8 protein-coding genes and 1 tRNA gene are annotated in these 14,840 nt (G+C 64.3%); 8 read left to right on the forward strand and 1 reads right to left on the reverse strand.

All coding sequences use genetic code 11. The features are described 5' to 3' along the window. Positions 1–18 precede the first annotated feature (18 nt). The 7 genes from RR928_RS01825 to RR928_RS01855 all read left to right on the forward strand — a co-directional run bounded on the left by RR928_RS01825 (position 19) and on the right by RR928_RS01855 (position 9,541). The gene (locus RR928_RS01825; RefSeq protein ID WP_332538008.1) at positions 19–1,110 is read left to right on the forward strand and encodes a phosphotransferase; all 1,092 of its coding nucleotides are present in this window, start codon (positions 19–21) and stop codon (positions 1,108–1,110) included. A gap of 32 nt (positions 1,111–1,142) precedes the next feature. Then, positions 1,143–2,417 carry an acyl-CoA dehydrogenase family protein gene (locus RR928_RS01830; RefSeq protein ID WP_332538009.1) on the forward strand — a complete coding sequence of 425 codons (1,275 nt, stop codon included), beginning with the start codon at positions 1,143–1,145 and terminating at the stop codon, positions 2,415–2,417. A gap of 250 nt (positions 2,418–2,667) precedes the next feature. After that, positions 2,668–4,404, forward strand: a complete 1,737-nt coding sequence (locus RR928_RS01835; protein ID WP_332548605.1) for a methyl-accepting chemotaxis protein — start codon at positions 2,668–2,670, stop codon at positions 4,402–4,404. A 140-nt stretch (positions 4,405–4,544) separates the two neighbouring features. Then, a protein-coding gene (prfB, locus tag RR928_RS01840; RefSeq protein ID WP_332538011.1) for a peptide chain release factor 2 occupies positions 4,545–5,649 on the forward strand; the annotation gives its coding sequence in 2 pieces (ribosomal slippage) (positions 4,545–4,625 and positions 4,627–5,649; 1,104 coding nt in all). Between the two features lie 12 nt (positions 5,650–5,661). After that, positions 5,662–8,382 (forward strand): aminopeptidase N, encoded by a 2,721-nt coding sequence (pepN, locus tag RR928_RS01845; RefSeq protein ID WP_332681306.1) that lies wholly within the window; start codon positions 5,662–5,664, stop codon positions 8,380–8,382. A 63-nt stretch (positions 8,383–8,445) separates the two neighbouring features. After that, entirely contained in the window at positions 8,446–9,453 is a 1,008-nt protein-coding gene (locus RR928_RS01850) for a class 1 fructose-bisphosphatase (protein ID WP_213301972.1), read from the forward strand. Positions 9,454–9,465: 12 nt separating this feature from the next. Next, positions 9,466–9,541 (forward strand) — tRNA-Thr (locus RR928_RS01855). A gap of 124 nt (positions 9,542–9,665) precedes the next feature. Here RR928_RS01855 and RR928_RS01860 read toward each other — a convergent pair. After that, positions 9,666–10,835, reverse strand: a complete 1,170-nt coding sequence (locus RR928_RS01860) for a glycerophosphodiester phosphodiesterase (protein ID WP_332681310.1) — start codon at positions 10,833–10,835, stop codon at positions 9,666–9,668. 147 nt (positions 10,836–10,982) lie between these two features. On the opposite strand from RR928_RS01860, the gene RR928_RS01865 reads away from it, so the two are divergent. Further along, complete coding sequence (locus RR928_RS01865) at positions 10,983–14,645, forward strand: DEAD/DEAH box helicase (RefSeq protein WP_332681312.1); 3,663 nt, start codon at positions 10,983–10,985, stop codon at positions 14,643–14,645. The last annotated feature ends 195 nt before the right edge of the window (positions 14,646–14,840 follow it).

Genomic DNA, 14,840 nt, shown 5'->3' on the forward strand with positions numbered 1-14,840 from the left:
ACAAGGACCTGCTGACCCATGAGCACTTTCGACCATTTCGTGGGCACCCGCCCCCTTTCGGAGCAGCATGCGTTCGATACCGCCGCGCTGTCGGACTGGCTTTCGCGCAATCTCACGGGCTTTGCCGGCCCGCTGAGCGTCGAGATGTTCAAGGGCGGCCAGTCCAACCCGACCTACAAGCTGATCACGCCCGGCCAGAGCTATGTGCTGCGCGCCAAGCCCGGGCCCGTGGCCAAGCTGCTGCCTTCGGCGCATGCAATTGAGCGCGAGTTCGCAGTCATGAAGGGCCTGCAGGGCACCGACGTTCCCGTGCCGCGCATGTTCGCGCTGTGCGAGGACGAGACCGTGATGGGCCGTGCGTTCTACGTGATGGAGTACATGGAAGGCCGTGTGCTCTGGGACCAGTCGCTGCCGGGCATGACGCCCGCCGAGCGCGGCGCCATCTATGACGAGATGAACCGCGTGATTTCCGCGCTGCACTCGGTGAAGTTCGCCGAACGCGGCCTGGCCAGCTACGGCAAGCCGGGCAATTATTTCGACCGCCAGATCGGGCGCTGGAGCAAGCAGTATCTGGCCTCGGTGACCCAGCCGATTCCCGAGATGGACCAGCTGATGGCCTGGCTGCCCGCGCACATGCCCGCGAGCGCGCGCGACGAAGCCCATGTGTCCATCGTGCACGGCGACTTCCGCCTCGACAACCTGATGTTCCACCCGACCGAGCCGCGCGTGATCGCCGTGCTCGACTGGGAGCTGTCCACCCTGGGCCATCCGCTGGCCGACTTCAGCTACCACTGCATGAGCTGGCATATCCCGGCCGCGCTGGGCCGCGGCATAGGCGGCATGGATATCGCTGCGCTGGGCATTCCCGACGAGGACAGCTACATCCGCCGCTACTGCGAGCGCACGCGCATCACCACACCCGAGGCGCTGCGCGCCGACTGGAACTTCTACCTGGCCTACAACATGTTCCGCATCGCGGCCATCCTGCAAGGCATCGCCAAGCGCGTGGAAGCCGGCACGGCGTCCAGTGCCCAGGCCAAGGCCTCGGGCGACACCGCCAGGCCCATGGCCGAGCTCGCCTGGTCTTTCGCGCTCAAGAGCGGCGCCTGAAGCGACCGCGCAAATCACCCCAAGGAGAACGCATGGACTTCGAATATTCGGCCAAGACCAAGGACCTGCAGGCGCGGCTGCTGCGCTTCATGGAGGAGTACATCTACCCCGCGGAAGCCACCTATGCAGCGGAACTGGCGACCAATACCGCGGCGGGCAAGCGCTGGAGCGCGCTGCAGACCGTCGAGAAGCTCAAGGTCCAGGCCAGGGAAGCCGGACTGTGGAACCTGTTCCTGCCGGTGGACAGCGCCGCGGCCTCGGGCTATGAAGGCGCGGGCCTGACCAACCAGGAGTACGCGCCGCTGGCCGAAATCATGGGCCGCGTGCCCTGGGCCTCCGAAGCCTTCAACTGCTCGGCGCCCGACACCGGCAACATGGAAACCATTGCGCGCTACGGCGACGAAGCCAACAAGCAGCGCTGGCTCAAGCCCCTGCTCGAAGGCAAGATCCGTTCGGCCTTCGCGATGACCGAGCCCGACGTCGCCTCCAGCGACGCGACCAACATTGAAACGCGCATCGAACGCCAGGGCGACGAGTACGTGATCAACGGCCGCAAATGGTGGATCTCGGGCGCGGCCGACCCGCGCTGTGCGGTGTTCATCACCATGGGCAAGACCGACCCCGAAGCCGCCAGGCACTCGCAGCAGAGCATGGTGCTGGTGCCGGCCGACACCCCTGGCATTCGCATCGTGCGTCCGCTCAACGTGCTGGGCTACGACGACGCGCCGCACGGCCATGTGGAGATGTACTTCGAGAACGTGCGCGTGCCGGTCTCGAACATTTTGCTGGGCGAAGGCCGGGGCTTCGAGATCGCCCAGGGGCGGCTGGGCCCGGGACGCATACACCATTGCATGCGCCTGATCGGCCTGGCCGAGCGCGCGCTCGAGTTGATGTGCAAGCGCGCCACCTCGCGCACCGCGTTCGGCAAGACGGTGGCCCAGCAGTCGATCACGCAGGAGCGCATCGCCGAAGCGCGCTGCAAGATCGACATGGCCCGGCTGCTCACGCTCAAGGCCGCCTGGCTGATGGACACGGCCGGCAACAAGGTGGCCCGCACCGAGATCGCGATGATCAAGGTCGTCGCTCCGAGCATGGCCTGCCAGGTCATCGACTGGGCGATCCAGGTGCATGGCGGCGGCGGCATGTGCGACGACTTCCCGCTGGCCTATGCCTACGCGACCGCGCGCACGCTGCGCTTTGCCGACGGCCCCGACGAAGTCCACCGCAACGCGCTGGCCAAGTGGGAGCTGGGCAAGTACGGCAGCTATGGCAAGGACGCCGAAGTTCCGGTGACGCGCGGCGGATAGCCCTAACACCGAATTCAAGTCGACCCGGCCTGCGCGCCGGGTTTTTTCTTGCCTGTGCGGCTGCGCCGCGCCCTGCGTCTGCACGAATTTGTAACTTTCGGGAAAAGCCCTGCTTATTGGACTAAGGGTTTGCGCTGGGCTTCCGATAATCCCGGCAAGGATGCGGCGGATCGAAAGTGATCGGTCGCTCCTTCCCTGTCAATTTCAATTTCTGCACTGCGCCGCGGCTTGACCGCTACCCCCCACCCCCATGACGTTCTTTCAAAACCTGAAGCTGGCCAACAAGCTGCTTGTCTCTTTCGCGGTCCTGCTGCTGCTGTCCGCCAGCGTAGGCCTGTTCGCGCTGGTCCAGCTCGACCGCGTCAACCAGACCGCCACCGACCTGACGCGCCAGGCACTGCCCGCGGCGCGCACGCTGCAGGACATCAAGTACCAGCTGCAGCGCCACCGCGCGCAGCTGACGCAGCACCTGCTGGCCGCCACGCCCGACGAGGCCGCAGGCTACGAGAAATCCATGCCCATTCTGTGGGACACGGTGACCAAGCAGCACGCGGCCTATGCCGCCTTCGCCAAGACGCCCCAGGAGCAGCAACTGCTCAGCGAGATCGGCACCGAGCTCAAGAACTACGCAACGCATTCCGCGCAGATCCTGCAGATGTCGCGCGACCTGCAAAGCGAACAGGCCGCGCACGCGCTGCGTGGCGACTCGCTCAAGGTCACGCTTGCCATCCAGACCAAGCTCGACGCGCTCGACGAGATCAACAGCGCGCGCACCGAAGCCTTCAACAAGGCGGGCGACGACCTTTTCGACAGCGCCCAGGTCTGGATCAGCGCGCTGCTGGCCGGCTCGGTGCTGCTGGGTCTGGCCCTGGCTCTGGGCATTGCACGCGTGATCGCCCGGCCGCTGCAGCATGCGGTCAAGCTCGCCCAGGAAGTCGCCGCCGGCAACCTCGGCAGCCGCATCGAAGTGCACTCCACCGATGAAACCGGCCAGTTGCTGCAGGCCCTGCAGGACATGAACAGCAGCCTGCAGCAGATCGTCGGCCAGGTGCGCCAGGGCACGGACTCGATCGCCACGGCCAGCAGCCAGATCGCCATGGGCAACCAGGACCTGTCGGCCCGCACCGAACAACAGGCCAGCTCGCTGGAGGAAACCGCGGCCTCGATGGAAGAACTGACATCGACCGTCAAGCAGAACGCCGCCAACGCGCAGCAGGCCAACGAACTGGCCAGCGTCGCCTCTCAGGTCGCGGTGCGCGGCGGCGCCGCGGTGTCGCAGGTGGTGCAGACCATGTCGGACATCAATGCCTCGTCGCGCAAGATCGTCGACATCATCGGCGTGATCGACTCCATCGCCTTCCAGACCAACATCCTCGCGCTCAACGCCGCCGTCGAGGCCGCTCGCGCGGGCGACCAGGGCCGCGGCTTTGCGGTCGTGGCCTCCGAAGTGCGCACGCTGGCCCAGCGCTCGGCCGCGGCCGCCAAGGAGATCAAGCAGTTGATCGACGCTTCGGTCATCAAGGTCGAGGAAGGCAACGGCCAGGTCGACCAGGCCGGCAAGACCATGGACGAGATCGTCAGCAGCGTGCGCCGCGTGACCGACATCATGGGCGAGATCACCGCTGCGAGCCATGAGCAGACCGCGGGCATAGAGCAGATCAACCAGGCCGTGACCCAGATGGACCAGATGACGCAGCAGAACGCGGCCCTGGTCGAGGAAGCCGCGGCCGCCACGGGTGCGCTGCAAGGCCAGGCCACGGCGCTGTCCAAGGTGGTCAGCGTGTTCGATCTGGGACACAACGGCATGGCGCCAGTCGTTCATGCCCCGCCCAAGCTTGCACCCGCACCCCGGGCCGTCAACGCGCCGGCCCGCCCCGCGCCCGCCCCTGCCCCGCGTGTCGCCGCCGCGCCTGCGCCCAAGCCCGCGGCCCCCAAGCCTGCGGCGCCCAAGGCAGTGAGCAACGAAAGCGACTGGGAAAGCTTCTAAGCCCTGCGAGGCGGCTCGCGCCGCGCATTTTTTACGGCTTAAATCGCCCCCAAAAGCCCCGGTCCCGGGGCTTTGCGTTCGAATGGGCGCTGTGCATGAGAAAATCGACGATTAATTCTCAAGAACACACAGGACGCATCATGGAAGCAGAACGCATCAACCTCATCGGCAATACCCTCGAAGATCTGACGCAACGTGCGGCAGATCTACGGAGGTATCTTTGACTACGATGCCAAATACGAACGCCTGAGAACCGTCAACGCCTCGCTCGAGGACCCCGCCGTCTGGAACGACCCGAAGAAGGCCCAGGAACTCGGCAAGGAAAAGAAGTCGCTCGACGGCGTGGTGCTGACGCTGCAAAAGCTCGCCAACGAACTCGCCGACAACGCCGAGCTGTTCGAGATGAGCCGTGAAGAGGACGACGAAGACGGTCTGCTGACCATCGAAGCCGAAACCGAAAAGCTGCGCCCGCTGGTCGAAGAGCTCGAGTTCCGCCGCATGTTCCGCCATGAAGCCGATCCGCTGAACTGCTTCATCGACATCCAGGCCGGCGCCGGCGGCACCGAAGCCTGCGACTGGGCCAGCATGCTGCTGCGCCAGTACCTGCGCTATGCCGAACGCAAGGGCTTCAAGGCCGAAGTGCAGGAAGAAACGCCGGGCGATGTCGCGGGCATCAAGAGCGCGACCATACGCATCGAAGGCGAATACGCGTTTGGCCTGCTGCGCACCGAAACCGGCGTGCACCGCCTGGTGCGCAAGAGCCCGTTCGATTCGTCGGGCGGCCGCCACACCAGCTTTGCCTCGCTGTTCGTCTATCCCGAGATTGATGACTCGATCGAGATCAACATCAACCCCTCGGACGTGCGCACCGACACCTACCGGGCCTCGGGCGCGGGCGGTCAGCACATCAACAAGACCGACTCGGCCGTGCGTCTGACACACATCCCGACCGGCATCGTGGTGCAATGTCAGGACGGTCGTAGCCAGCACAGCAACCGCGATGTGGCCTGGCAGCGTCTGCGCTCGCGTCTTTACGACTTCGAAATGCGCAAGCGCATGGAAGAGCAGCAAAAGCTCGAAGACACCAAGACCGATGTGGGCTGGGGCCACCAGATCCGCTCGTACGTGCTGGACAACAGCCGGATCAAGGACCTGCGCACCAACGTCGAAATTTCCGCCACGCAAAAAGTGCTGGACGGCGATCTCGACGCGTTCATCGAAGCCTCGCTCAAGCAAGGCATATAAGGGAGGAACATCATGTTGCGTGAAGGACAAGCGAAACCCACACAACGTGCCGACTACCAGGCTCCGGCCTGGTGGATCGACACCGTGGATCTGACTTTCGATCTCGACCCGGCCAAGACCCGCGTGCTCAACCGCATGCGCGTGCGCCGCAACCCCGACGTGCCGGCCAAGGCCTTGCGCCTGGATGGCGACGAGCTCAACCTCGCGCGCGTGATGGTCAATGGCCAGGGCACGTCGTTCAAGATGGACGGCAACGCTCTGGTGCTCGAAAACCTGCCCGAGGGCGACGCGCCCGTCGAGCTCGAGATCTTCACCACCTGCGCGCCGGTGAAGAACACCAAGCTCATGGGCCTGTATGTGAGCGAAGGCACGTTCTTCACCCAGTGTGAAGCCGAGGGCTTTCGCCGCATCACCTATTTCCTCGACCGTCCCGACGTGATGGCGATGTACACCGTGACGCTGCGCGCCGACAAGACGCTGTTCCCGGTGCTGCTGTCCAACGGCAACCTGGTCGACAGCGGCGAGCTGCCGGACAACCGGCACTTCGCCAAGTGGGTCGATCCGCACCGCAAGCCCTGCTACCTGTTTGCACTGGTCGCGGGCCAGCTCGTGGCGCGCGAGCAGCGCATCACCAGCCGCGCGGGCAAGGAGCATCTGCTGCAGGTCTACGTGCGCCCCGGCGATCTCGAGAAGACCGAGCATGCGATGAACTCGCTGATGGCCAGCGTTGCCTGGGACGAAGCGCGCTTCGGCCTGTCGCTGGACCTGGACCGCTTCATGATCGTCGCCACCAGCGACTTCAACATGGGCGCGATGGAGAACAAGGGCCTGAACATCTTCAACACCAAATATGTGTTGGCGAACCAGGCCACGGCCACCGATGTCGACTACGCGAACATCGAAAGCGTGGTCGGCCATGAATACTTCCACAACTGGACCGGCAACCGCATCACCTGCCGCGACTGGTTCCAGCTGAGCCTCAAGGAAGGCCTCACCGTGTTCCGCGACCAGGAGTTCAGCATGGACCTGGCCGGCACGCCGTCGGCGCGCGCCGTCAAGCGCATCGAGGACGTGCGCGTGCTGCGCACGGTGCAGTTTGCCGAGGACGCCGGCCCCATGGCCCACCCCGTGCGGCCCGACAGCTACCTCGAGATCAACAACTTCTACACCGTCACCATCTACGAAAAAGGTGCGGAAGTCGTGCGCATGATGCACACCCTGGTGGGCCGCGAAGGCTTTGCCAAGGGCATGGCGCTGTACTTCGAGCGCCATGACGGCCAGGCCGTGACCTGCGACGATTTCGCCCAGGCCATTGCCGACGCCAACCCGGGCAGCGCGCTGAGCGAGCGCCTGGAGCAATTCAAGCGCTGGTACAGCCAGGCCGGCACGCCCCAGGTCGCGGCCAGCGGCGTCTATGACGCTGCGGCCCAGACCTATACGCTGACGCTGCGCCAAAGCTGCGCGCCCACGCCCGGCCAGCCCGAAAAGCTGCCGTTCGTGATTCCCGTCGAAGTCGGCCTGCTGACCGAGGACGGCGCGGCCCAGACCGTGCAGCTGCTCGACACCGCCGGCATGGCCGGCAGCCCGGCCGGCACCCGCTTGCTGGTGCTGACCGAAGCCGAACAAAGCTTTGTGTTCAGCGGCGTGACCCAGCCTGCCGTGCCTTCGCTGCTGCGCGGCTTCACCGCTCCGGTGGGCCTGCAGTACGACTACAGCGACGAAGCGCTGCTGACCCTGCTCGCGCAGGACAGCGATGCGTTCAACCGCTGGGAAGCCGGCCAGCGCCTGGCGCTGCGCATCGCGCTGGGCGCGATCAACAACCCGGCGGTGGTCGTGCAGCCCGATGGCGAGATTGCCCAGAACCTGCTGCCCCAGCCCTTTGTCGAAGCCATGCGCAGCGTGCTGCGCCATCCCACGCTGGATGCGGCCTACAAGGAACTGGTGCTGAGCCTGCCTTCGGAAAGCTATCTTTCGGAACAGCTCGACGAGGTCGATCCCCAGCGCGTGCATGCCGTGCGCGAAACCCTGCGCCAGCAACTTGCCGCCGCCTTGCAGGCCGACTGGGCCTGGGCCTGGGAGAACCACCAGGACACCGGCGCCTACAAGCCCGACCCGGTGTCGTCGGGCCGGCGCGCGCTGACCGGTCTGGCGCTGTCCATGCTGTGCCTGGATGCGCGCCGCAGCGGCGACAGCGTGTGGCCCGGCCGTGCCTATCAGGCCTTCAAGGACGCGGCCAACATGACCGACCGCATGGCCGCGCTGTCCGCGCTGGTCCACAGCGGCCACCCGCTGGCAGCCGATGCGCTGGCGCGCTTCCACGCGCTGTTCAAGACCGAGGCGCTGGTGCTCGACAAGTGGTTTGCGCTGCAGGCCGGCGCCACCGACCGCGGCGGCCAGGTGCTGCCCGCGGTCAAGCAGCTGATGAAGCACCCCGACTTCCAGCTGCAGAACCCCAACCGGGCGCGCAGCGTGATCTTCAGCTTCTGCAGCGGCAACCCGGGCGCCTTCCACCGCCTGGACGCGGCCGGCTACCTGTTCTGGAGCGAGCGCGTGATCGAGCTCGACGCGATCAACCCGCAGGTCGCGGCCCGCCTGGCGCGCGCCCTGGACCGCTGGAAGAAACTCGCCGAGCCCTACCGCACGGCCGCACGCGAAGCCATTGCCCGCGTCGCCGCCCGCCCCGACCTCAGCAATGACGTGCGCGAAGTCGTGACCCGCGCCCTCGCCGACTGAAAGACCGCGGACGCCTACCCGGCGTCTGCGGCCCACCTTTTTTGTAATTACTGGATTTCCGCCATGAGCAAACGTCCCAGCCTGACCCGCTACCTCGTCGAACAGCAACGCGTCGACGGCCGCATTCCTCCCCAACTGCGCCTGCTGCTTGAAGTCGTCGCGCGCGCCTGCAAGCGCATCAGCTTTGCCGTCAACAAGGGCGAACTCGGCGACGTCATGGGCTCGGCCGGCTCCGAGAACGTGCAGGGCGAAGTGCAAAAGAAGCTCGACATCATCGCCAACGAAGTGCTGATCGAAGCCAACGAATGGGGCGGCCACCTCGCGGGCATGGCCTCCGAGGAAATGGAAGGCATCTACGTGGTGCCCAACCGCTATCCCCAGGGCGAATACCTGCTGATGTTCGATCCGCTCGACGGCTCGTCCAACATCGACGTCAACGTCTCCATCGGCACCATCTTCAGCGTGCTCAAGAAGCCCGAAGGCCACCCCGGCGTGCATGACGCCGACTTCCTGCAGCCCGGCCTCGAGCAGGTTGCTGCCGGCTACTGCATCTACGGCCCGCAGACCACGCTGGTGCTCACCGTCGGCGACGGCGTGGCGATGTTCACGCTGGACCGCGAGCAAGGCTCGTTCGTGCTGGTGCGCGAAAACATCCGCATTCCCGCCGACACCCAGGAATTCGCCATCAACATGTCGAACATGCGCCACTGGGATGCTCCCGTGAAGCGCTACGTCGACGAATGCCTGGCCGGCGAGGAAGGCCCGCGCGGCAAGAACTTCAACATGCGCTGGATCGCCTCCATGGTCGCCGACGTGCACCGCATCCTGATGCGCGGCGGCATCTTCATGTACCCCTGGGACCAGCGCGAACCCAACAAGGCCGGCAAGCTGCGCCTGATGTACGAAGCCAACCCCATGAGCTGGCTGGTCGAACAGGCCGGCGGCGCCTCGACCAACGGCAAGCAGCGCATCCTCGAACTGCAGCCCACGCAGCTGCATGAACGTGTCAGCGTCATACTCGGCTCAAAAAATGAAGTTGATCGCGTGACAAGCTATCATTCTGGTATATAATTTAATTCTTCAGCCGGTGTAGCTCAGTCGGTAGAGCAGCTCATTCGTAATGAGAAGGTCGGGTGTTCGATTCATCTCTCCGGCACCAAATGGAAGCCCCTGATTCGCAAGAGTCAGGGGCTTTTCTTTTGCCTGGCCTTGGCAAGCGGCACGCATTCATCTGCGCCGCATGCAGGGAATCGGACTGGGCGCCAGCCCAGCCGACTTGGTCCTCAGTTGTCCATTGCAGCACGCGCCTTGACTGCGGTGTCAGGGAAATCGCTGAACACCGCGTCCACTCCCAGCTCGAAGAACAGCTTGTATTCCGCCGCAGGATCGCCCTTGAAGTCGGATGCCAGGCGTTTGGCTTCATTGCGGAAGGTGAAGGGGTGCACCACCAGGCCTGCGGCATGCGCATCCTTCAGCACCGAGGTGGCCGGCAGCATGGTGCGGTCGCGCTCGTCGACCACGCCGTCCTTGTTCACGTCATCGGCCTTGCCGTCGCCGTTGGCATCCACCGCTTTGGATGAGATCAGATAAGGCTTCCAGGGGCCGATGCCATCGGCGTAGGTCTTGATTTCGGCCAGGCCCGCAGGGGTCAGCATGGTGATGAAATTGCGCTTGTCACCCGCAACGGCAAAGTCATACGGCTTGTCAAAGGGCGCGGCCAGCGTGACCTGCCCGCCGAGCGCCACATCGTCGCCGTCGATCAGCTGCGACAAACGCACCTGGGTCTTGGTGCGCAGGTACTTCAGGTTGGAGACTTCGAACGACTGGATGATGACGGGCGAACTTTTCTGCGTATAGCCGTAGCCGGCAAGAACGGCCAGCAGGCGGTCTTCGAGCTTCAGGCCGGCGTTCACGTGGTAGGTGGGATGCTTGGTTTCGGGGTAGACGCCAATCGTGCGGCCCACGCGCGTGCTTTCGCTCTTGGCCAGGTCCAGCACCTCCTTGAGCGTGGGAATGCTGAATTTCCCGTTGTACGACGCATCACGCTCGGCCAGCGGCTGGATGGCGCGCAGCGTCTTGATTTCGGCCAGCGTGAAATCGGTGGCGAACCAGCCGGTCTCGGCAACGCCGTCCACCATGCGCGTGGTCTTGCGGCTCGCAAATTCGGGCCGGCTGGCGACGTCCGTGGTGCCGGTGATGTTGGGCTCGTGGCGGGCGATCAGCTCGCCGTCCTTGGTGGCCACCAGATCCGGCTCGATGAAGTCGGCCCCCATCTCGATTGCCAGCTTGTAGCCTTCCAGCGTGTGATCGGGCCGGTAACCGGCGGCTCCACGATGGCCCACGACCAGAGGGGGCTGGCCGTCCAGCGTGTTGTAGTCGGTGCCGTCCGATCCGCCACAGGCAGCAAGCAGCGTGGTCGTGGCCAGGGCCAGCACCGTCAGTTTCATCGTCATTGCGTGTCTCCTCCGTTGTAGAAGAACCCATGGTAGATGGGCACACGTGACGCGTCCATGACAAAGCAGCCGACCGCTGGTAAGTCACTACACGGCTGGGCAGGCCGCGCAGTCACCACGGGCCAGGGAAGCCTATGATTGCCGGCCATGAAACCCGACAAGTCCAAGAGCAATATCTCCGCCGCTCTGCAGCTCTGGCAAGCCTTTGAGTACCTGAGCCCGCAAAAGCCTCCCGAAGTGAAATGCGCGAAGGGCGTGTGCAACTGGGAGATTCCCGTGGACAGCCTGTCCGACGAGGATATGCCGTGGGTGGACCCGAAAAAGCAGGACGATCTCGACAAGCTCTTCTTCGTGGGCGAACACTCCACCCGCCGCTTCCATCTTTTTGCCGGCGTTCTTCCGGGCCATGTGTACACCAACGCGACGCGCGAGATTCTGGGCTCGCCCGCCATTTCTGACGACGAGAAGGCGGGCCCCACGGACGCCGCATCACTGGTGCTTCCCATCGATGAAATGGGCTATGTGGCGGGTTCGCCCTTCGTCAGCTCGACGCCCTGGGCGCTGGGCAACCTCGCGCTGGCAAGCCGCCAGCGAACGCATTTTGATTTCAGCGGCTTCTTCGGGCCCGATGGCGCCGAAGCTCAGACGGTGGCTGCGCTGAAAACCTTGCTGGTGAAAAACACGCTTCTTCCGCAGCAGACTCCCAACAGCAAGGAACTCACCACCGTCTCGGCCTTGCTGACGATCGAGAAGAACGAAGCCGAAGCCGAGAAAATCCGCAAGGCCTACAGGACCGTCACGGCCGACGATGTGCGCGAGATGACCGCCCTGCTCTTCGAGAAACTCGGGTGGACGCCAGCCAGCCAGGCACCTTGGGTGATCAAGACACAAAGCGCGAGCAGGAAGAACAAGAAGGAGCTGGATGACCCGCTCAACAGCTTCTACGCCGAGGACATCGAAACGGTACAGCGGGCTTTTCTCCAGGGCAACACCGGCGCCGCGCTGGACCAGTTCCTGGCGAGCACGGAAGCGCCCGAACGCGTGGACTTGGACGCCAACGACAAGACCCCGCTGCTCGCGGGCGTACACCCCGGCAAGCTGCCGCTGGCCGCATGGCCTGGGAGCCACCCGCTGGTGACGGCTCAGCAATTCGCGGTAAACACCATACAGCAGGATCTTGCGAGCTCGGGCCTGTTCTCCGTCAACGGACCACCGGGAACCGGCAAGACCACCATGCTCAAGGACATCGTGGCCGCCGTGGTTCAGCAGCGCGCCGATGCCTTGATGGCGTTCCAGCGCCCCGAGCACGCATTCCGCGAAGCGCTGAGTGTCGAGAACCACAAGGACGCGGCCTGGAAGCCCGATGCTTCCCTCTGCGGACATGGCATCGTTGTGACCAGCGCCAACAACGGCGCCGTCGAGAACATCAGCCGCGAGCTTCCCGGCCTCAGTTCCCTAGATGACAGCATTCAACTGGAGTACTTTTCCCAAGTCTCGGACTCCATGGGCCTGGGCAGGAAAGAGAGCCGCCCGGAAGCTGCGCAGACTTGGGGTCTGATATCTGCTGCTTTGGGAAACTCCACCAATCGCAACGCTTTCGCGAGCAGCTTCTGGTATCCCAACAAGGAGTGCAAGAAACTGCCCGATGGCGCGCCCAACCCCCTGGCCCAGGTGTGTCTGCCTGAATGGATAGCCAGCCATAGAGACAGCGTCCCCTCCTGGGAAGAGGCCCGGGCCCGCTATCGAGCCGCCCGGGCGGAGGCGGAAAATCAAGTCGCAAAAGCGGCGGACCTGGTCGACGCGCAGGTGCTGCTGCCCAAGCGCGAAGAGCAACTGGCCCAACTGCAGACACAGGAACGCGCACTGGACCTGCAGCTGCGGCAGCTCGAGACCCATGCCGATACGGCGAGAAAGACCTGCGCCGCCGCGGCTGCGGCGCTGGCCGCCGCGGCTTCGCATCTGGAGCATGCAAAAGCCCGCGCGGCAGCCGATGCGCAACGCGAAAATGCGGCCTTCCTGGTGCGCAGCCACCATGCAAGCCGCCCCAGCGGAGATGTGGAGCAGTTGACCATGGAGATGGTGCAGGCGCAGAGCGCGGAACAGGCCAGCCAGCGCAATCTCTCCAACCATCATGGCGCCAAACCAGGGTTACTCACGCGCTGGTTTTCACAGCCCAAGGTGGACGCGTGGGAGCGGCGTGATCGCCAGTTGACGGCTCTCATCGAGCATGCGCAAGCCGCGTTCCAGACCGCGCAGAAATCGAAGCACGCGCTCGAGCGGTGGGAGCAGCAACTGCGTCCCCTGCAGCGCCAGGAACAGACATGCAAGGATGCTGCGACCGCGACACGCGTACGCATGGTGGATGCGGGGTTTGCCGACCATTACAACCTGGCAGTGGTAGAGAAGGCGCATGCCGGCGCCCAGCGGGCTGTCAGTGAGGCGCAACAGGATTTGCTGCGCCTGGATGGCTTGCTGCGAAAACACGCAGCGCAACGGATCGACCTGCAGACCCGCGCAGCACAGTTGAGCAGCGACATCGAGGCCATGGCACAGAAGCTGGTTCTGGCCGGCTTGCCGGATCGCAGCCGCGACGCCTGGAACCTGTCGGAGCTGTCGCGAGACGACTTCCACCGGGCTTCGCCCTATCAGGATGATGGCGCGCTTTTCAGCGCGCGCCGCGCGCTGTTTGTCGCGTCCATGGAGCTGCACAAGGCATTTGTCGTACATGCCTGGAGCAAGCTCAAGCCCACGCTGTCGGTGTTCGTCGACCTGCTGCAAGGCAAGCTCACCAGCGGCCGTGTCACGGGCGGGGTCATGCCGCTATGGGATGCGTTCTTTCTTGTCGTTCCGCTGGTATCGACGGCGTTTGCCTCGTTCCCACGGCTGTTCAAAGGCGTCAGGACCAACGACCTGGCCTGGCTGCTCATCGATGAAGCCGGTCAGGCAGCGCCTCAACAGGCGATAGGCGCAATCTGGCGCTCCAAGCGGGCCGTGATCGTCGGCGACCCCATACAGCTCGAACCCGTGGTCAGCATTCCCCAGGAACTGGTGACGCCGCTGCAGAACTATTGCGACACGCCAGCCCAGTACATTCCGCCCGAGGCTTCGGTGCAGACCATGGCCGACCGCTCCAACCGCTATGGCACCTTGATGGGCTCAGAGGAAGATGGGACGGCGCTGTGGCTAGGCTCACCGCTGGTCGTGCATAGACGCTGCACCAACCCCATGTTCCAGATCGCCAACGCCATCGCCTATCAAAACAAGATGGTCTATGGAACCATCGAAGGCGCCGCGCTTGACGCGCCGTTGAGCGCCTGGCTCGATGCCTCAAACGAGGACGCCGAAGGGCATTGGATAGAGAACCAGGCCGATCGCGTGCTGCGGGGCATAAAAAAGCTCACCAACGATGAAATACGCGATGAAAAGGGCAAATTGCGGATCTACGTCATCACGCCCTTCAAGCTCGTGAGCGAGCGCATGCGCGAGATGCTGGGCCGCCGGTTCGACGATGAGACGGCCAAGGAGATGTGCGGCACGGTCCACACATTCCAGGGTAAGGAAGCGGACTTCGTGATTTTCCTGCTCGGTGGCGACCCCAGCCGTCCCGGCGTCATCTCCGGTTTTGCCGGCCGCAAACCCAATCTGATCAACGTCGCCGTCACGCGCGCCAAAAAACGTCTTTTCGTGATCGGCAGCAAGGCATTCTGGTGCAGCCCCGCCGACGCCAACGGTTACTACAACACCATGGAAGACCTGCTGAGCACCGCCAGCCGCGCCAAACCCAGCGCAGCGTCGGAACCGCTGCAGTGATGCCAGGCGCCGCTTTCCGCAACCTCGGCGCGCCCCGCACTGCGGGTCACGGACTGCCGCCCCGGCGAATGCGAGATCGATCCAAAGTGTTGTTTTAATGACAATCAAGGGATTGTAACTATTGTTTCATTTGTTGAATATCCAATGGATCCAGCCCCACGCGACTTCGGTGGCTATCACCTTGGTGCATGGGCG

The organism is Comamonas sp., from assembly GCF_036666375.1.
Lineage (GTDB): Bacteria > Pseudomonadota > Gammaproteobacteria > Burkholderiales > Burkholderiaceae_C > Comamonas.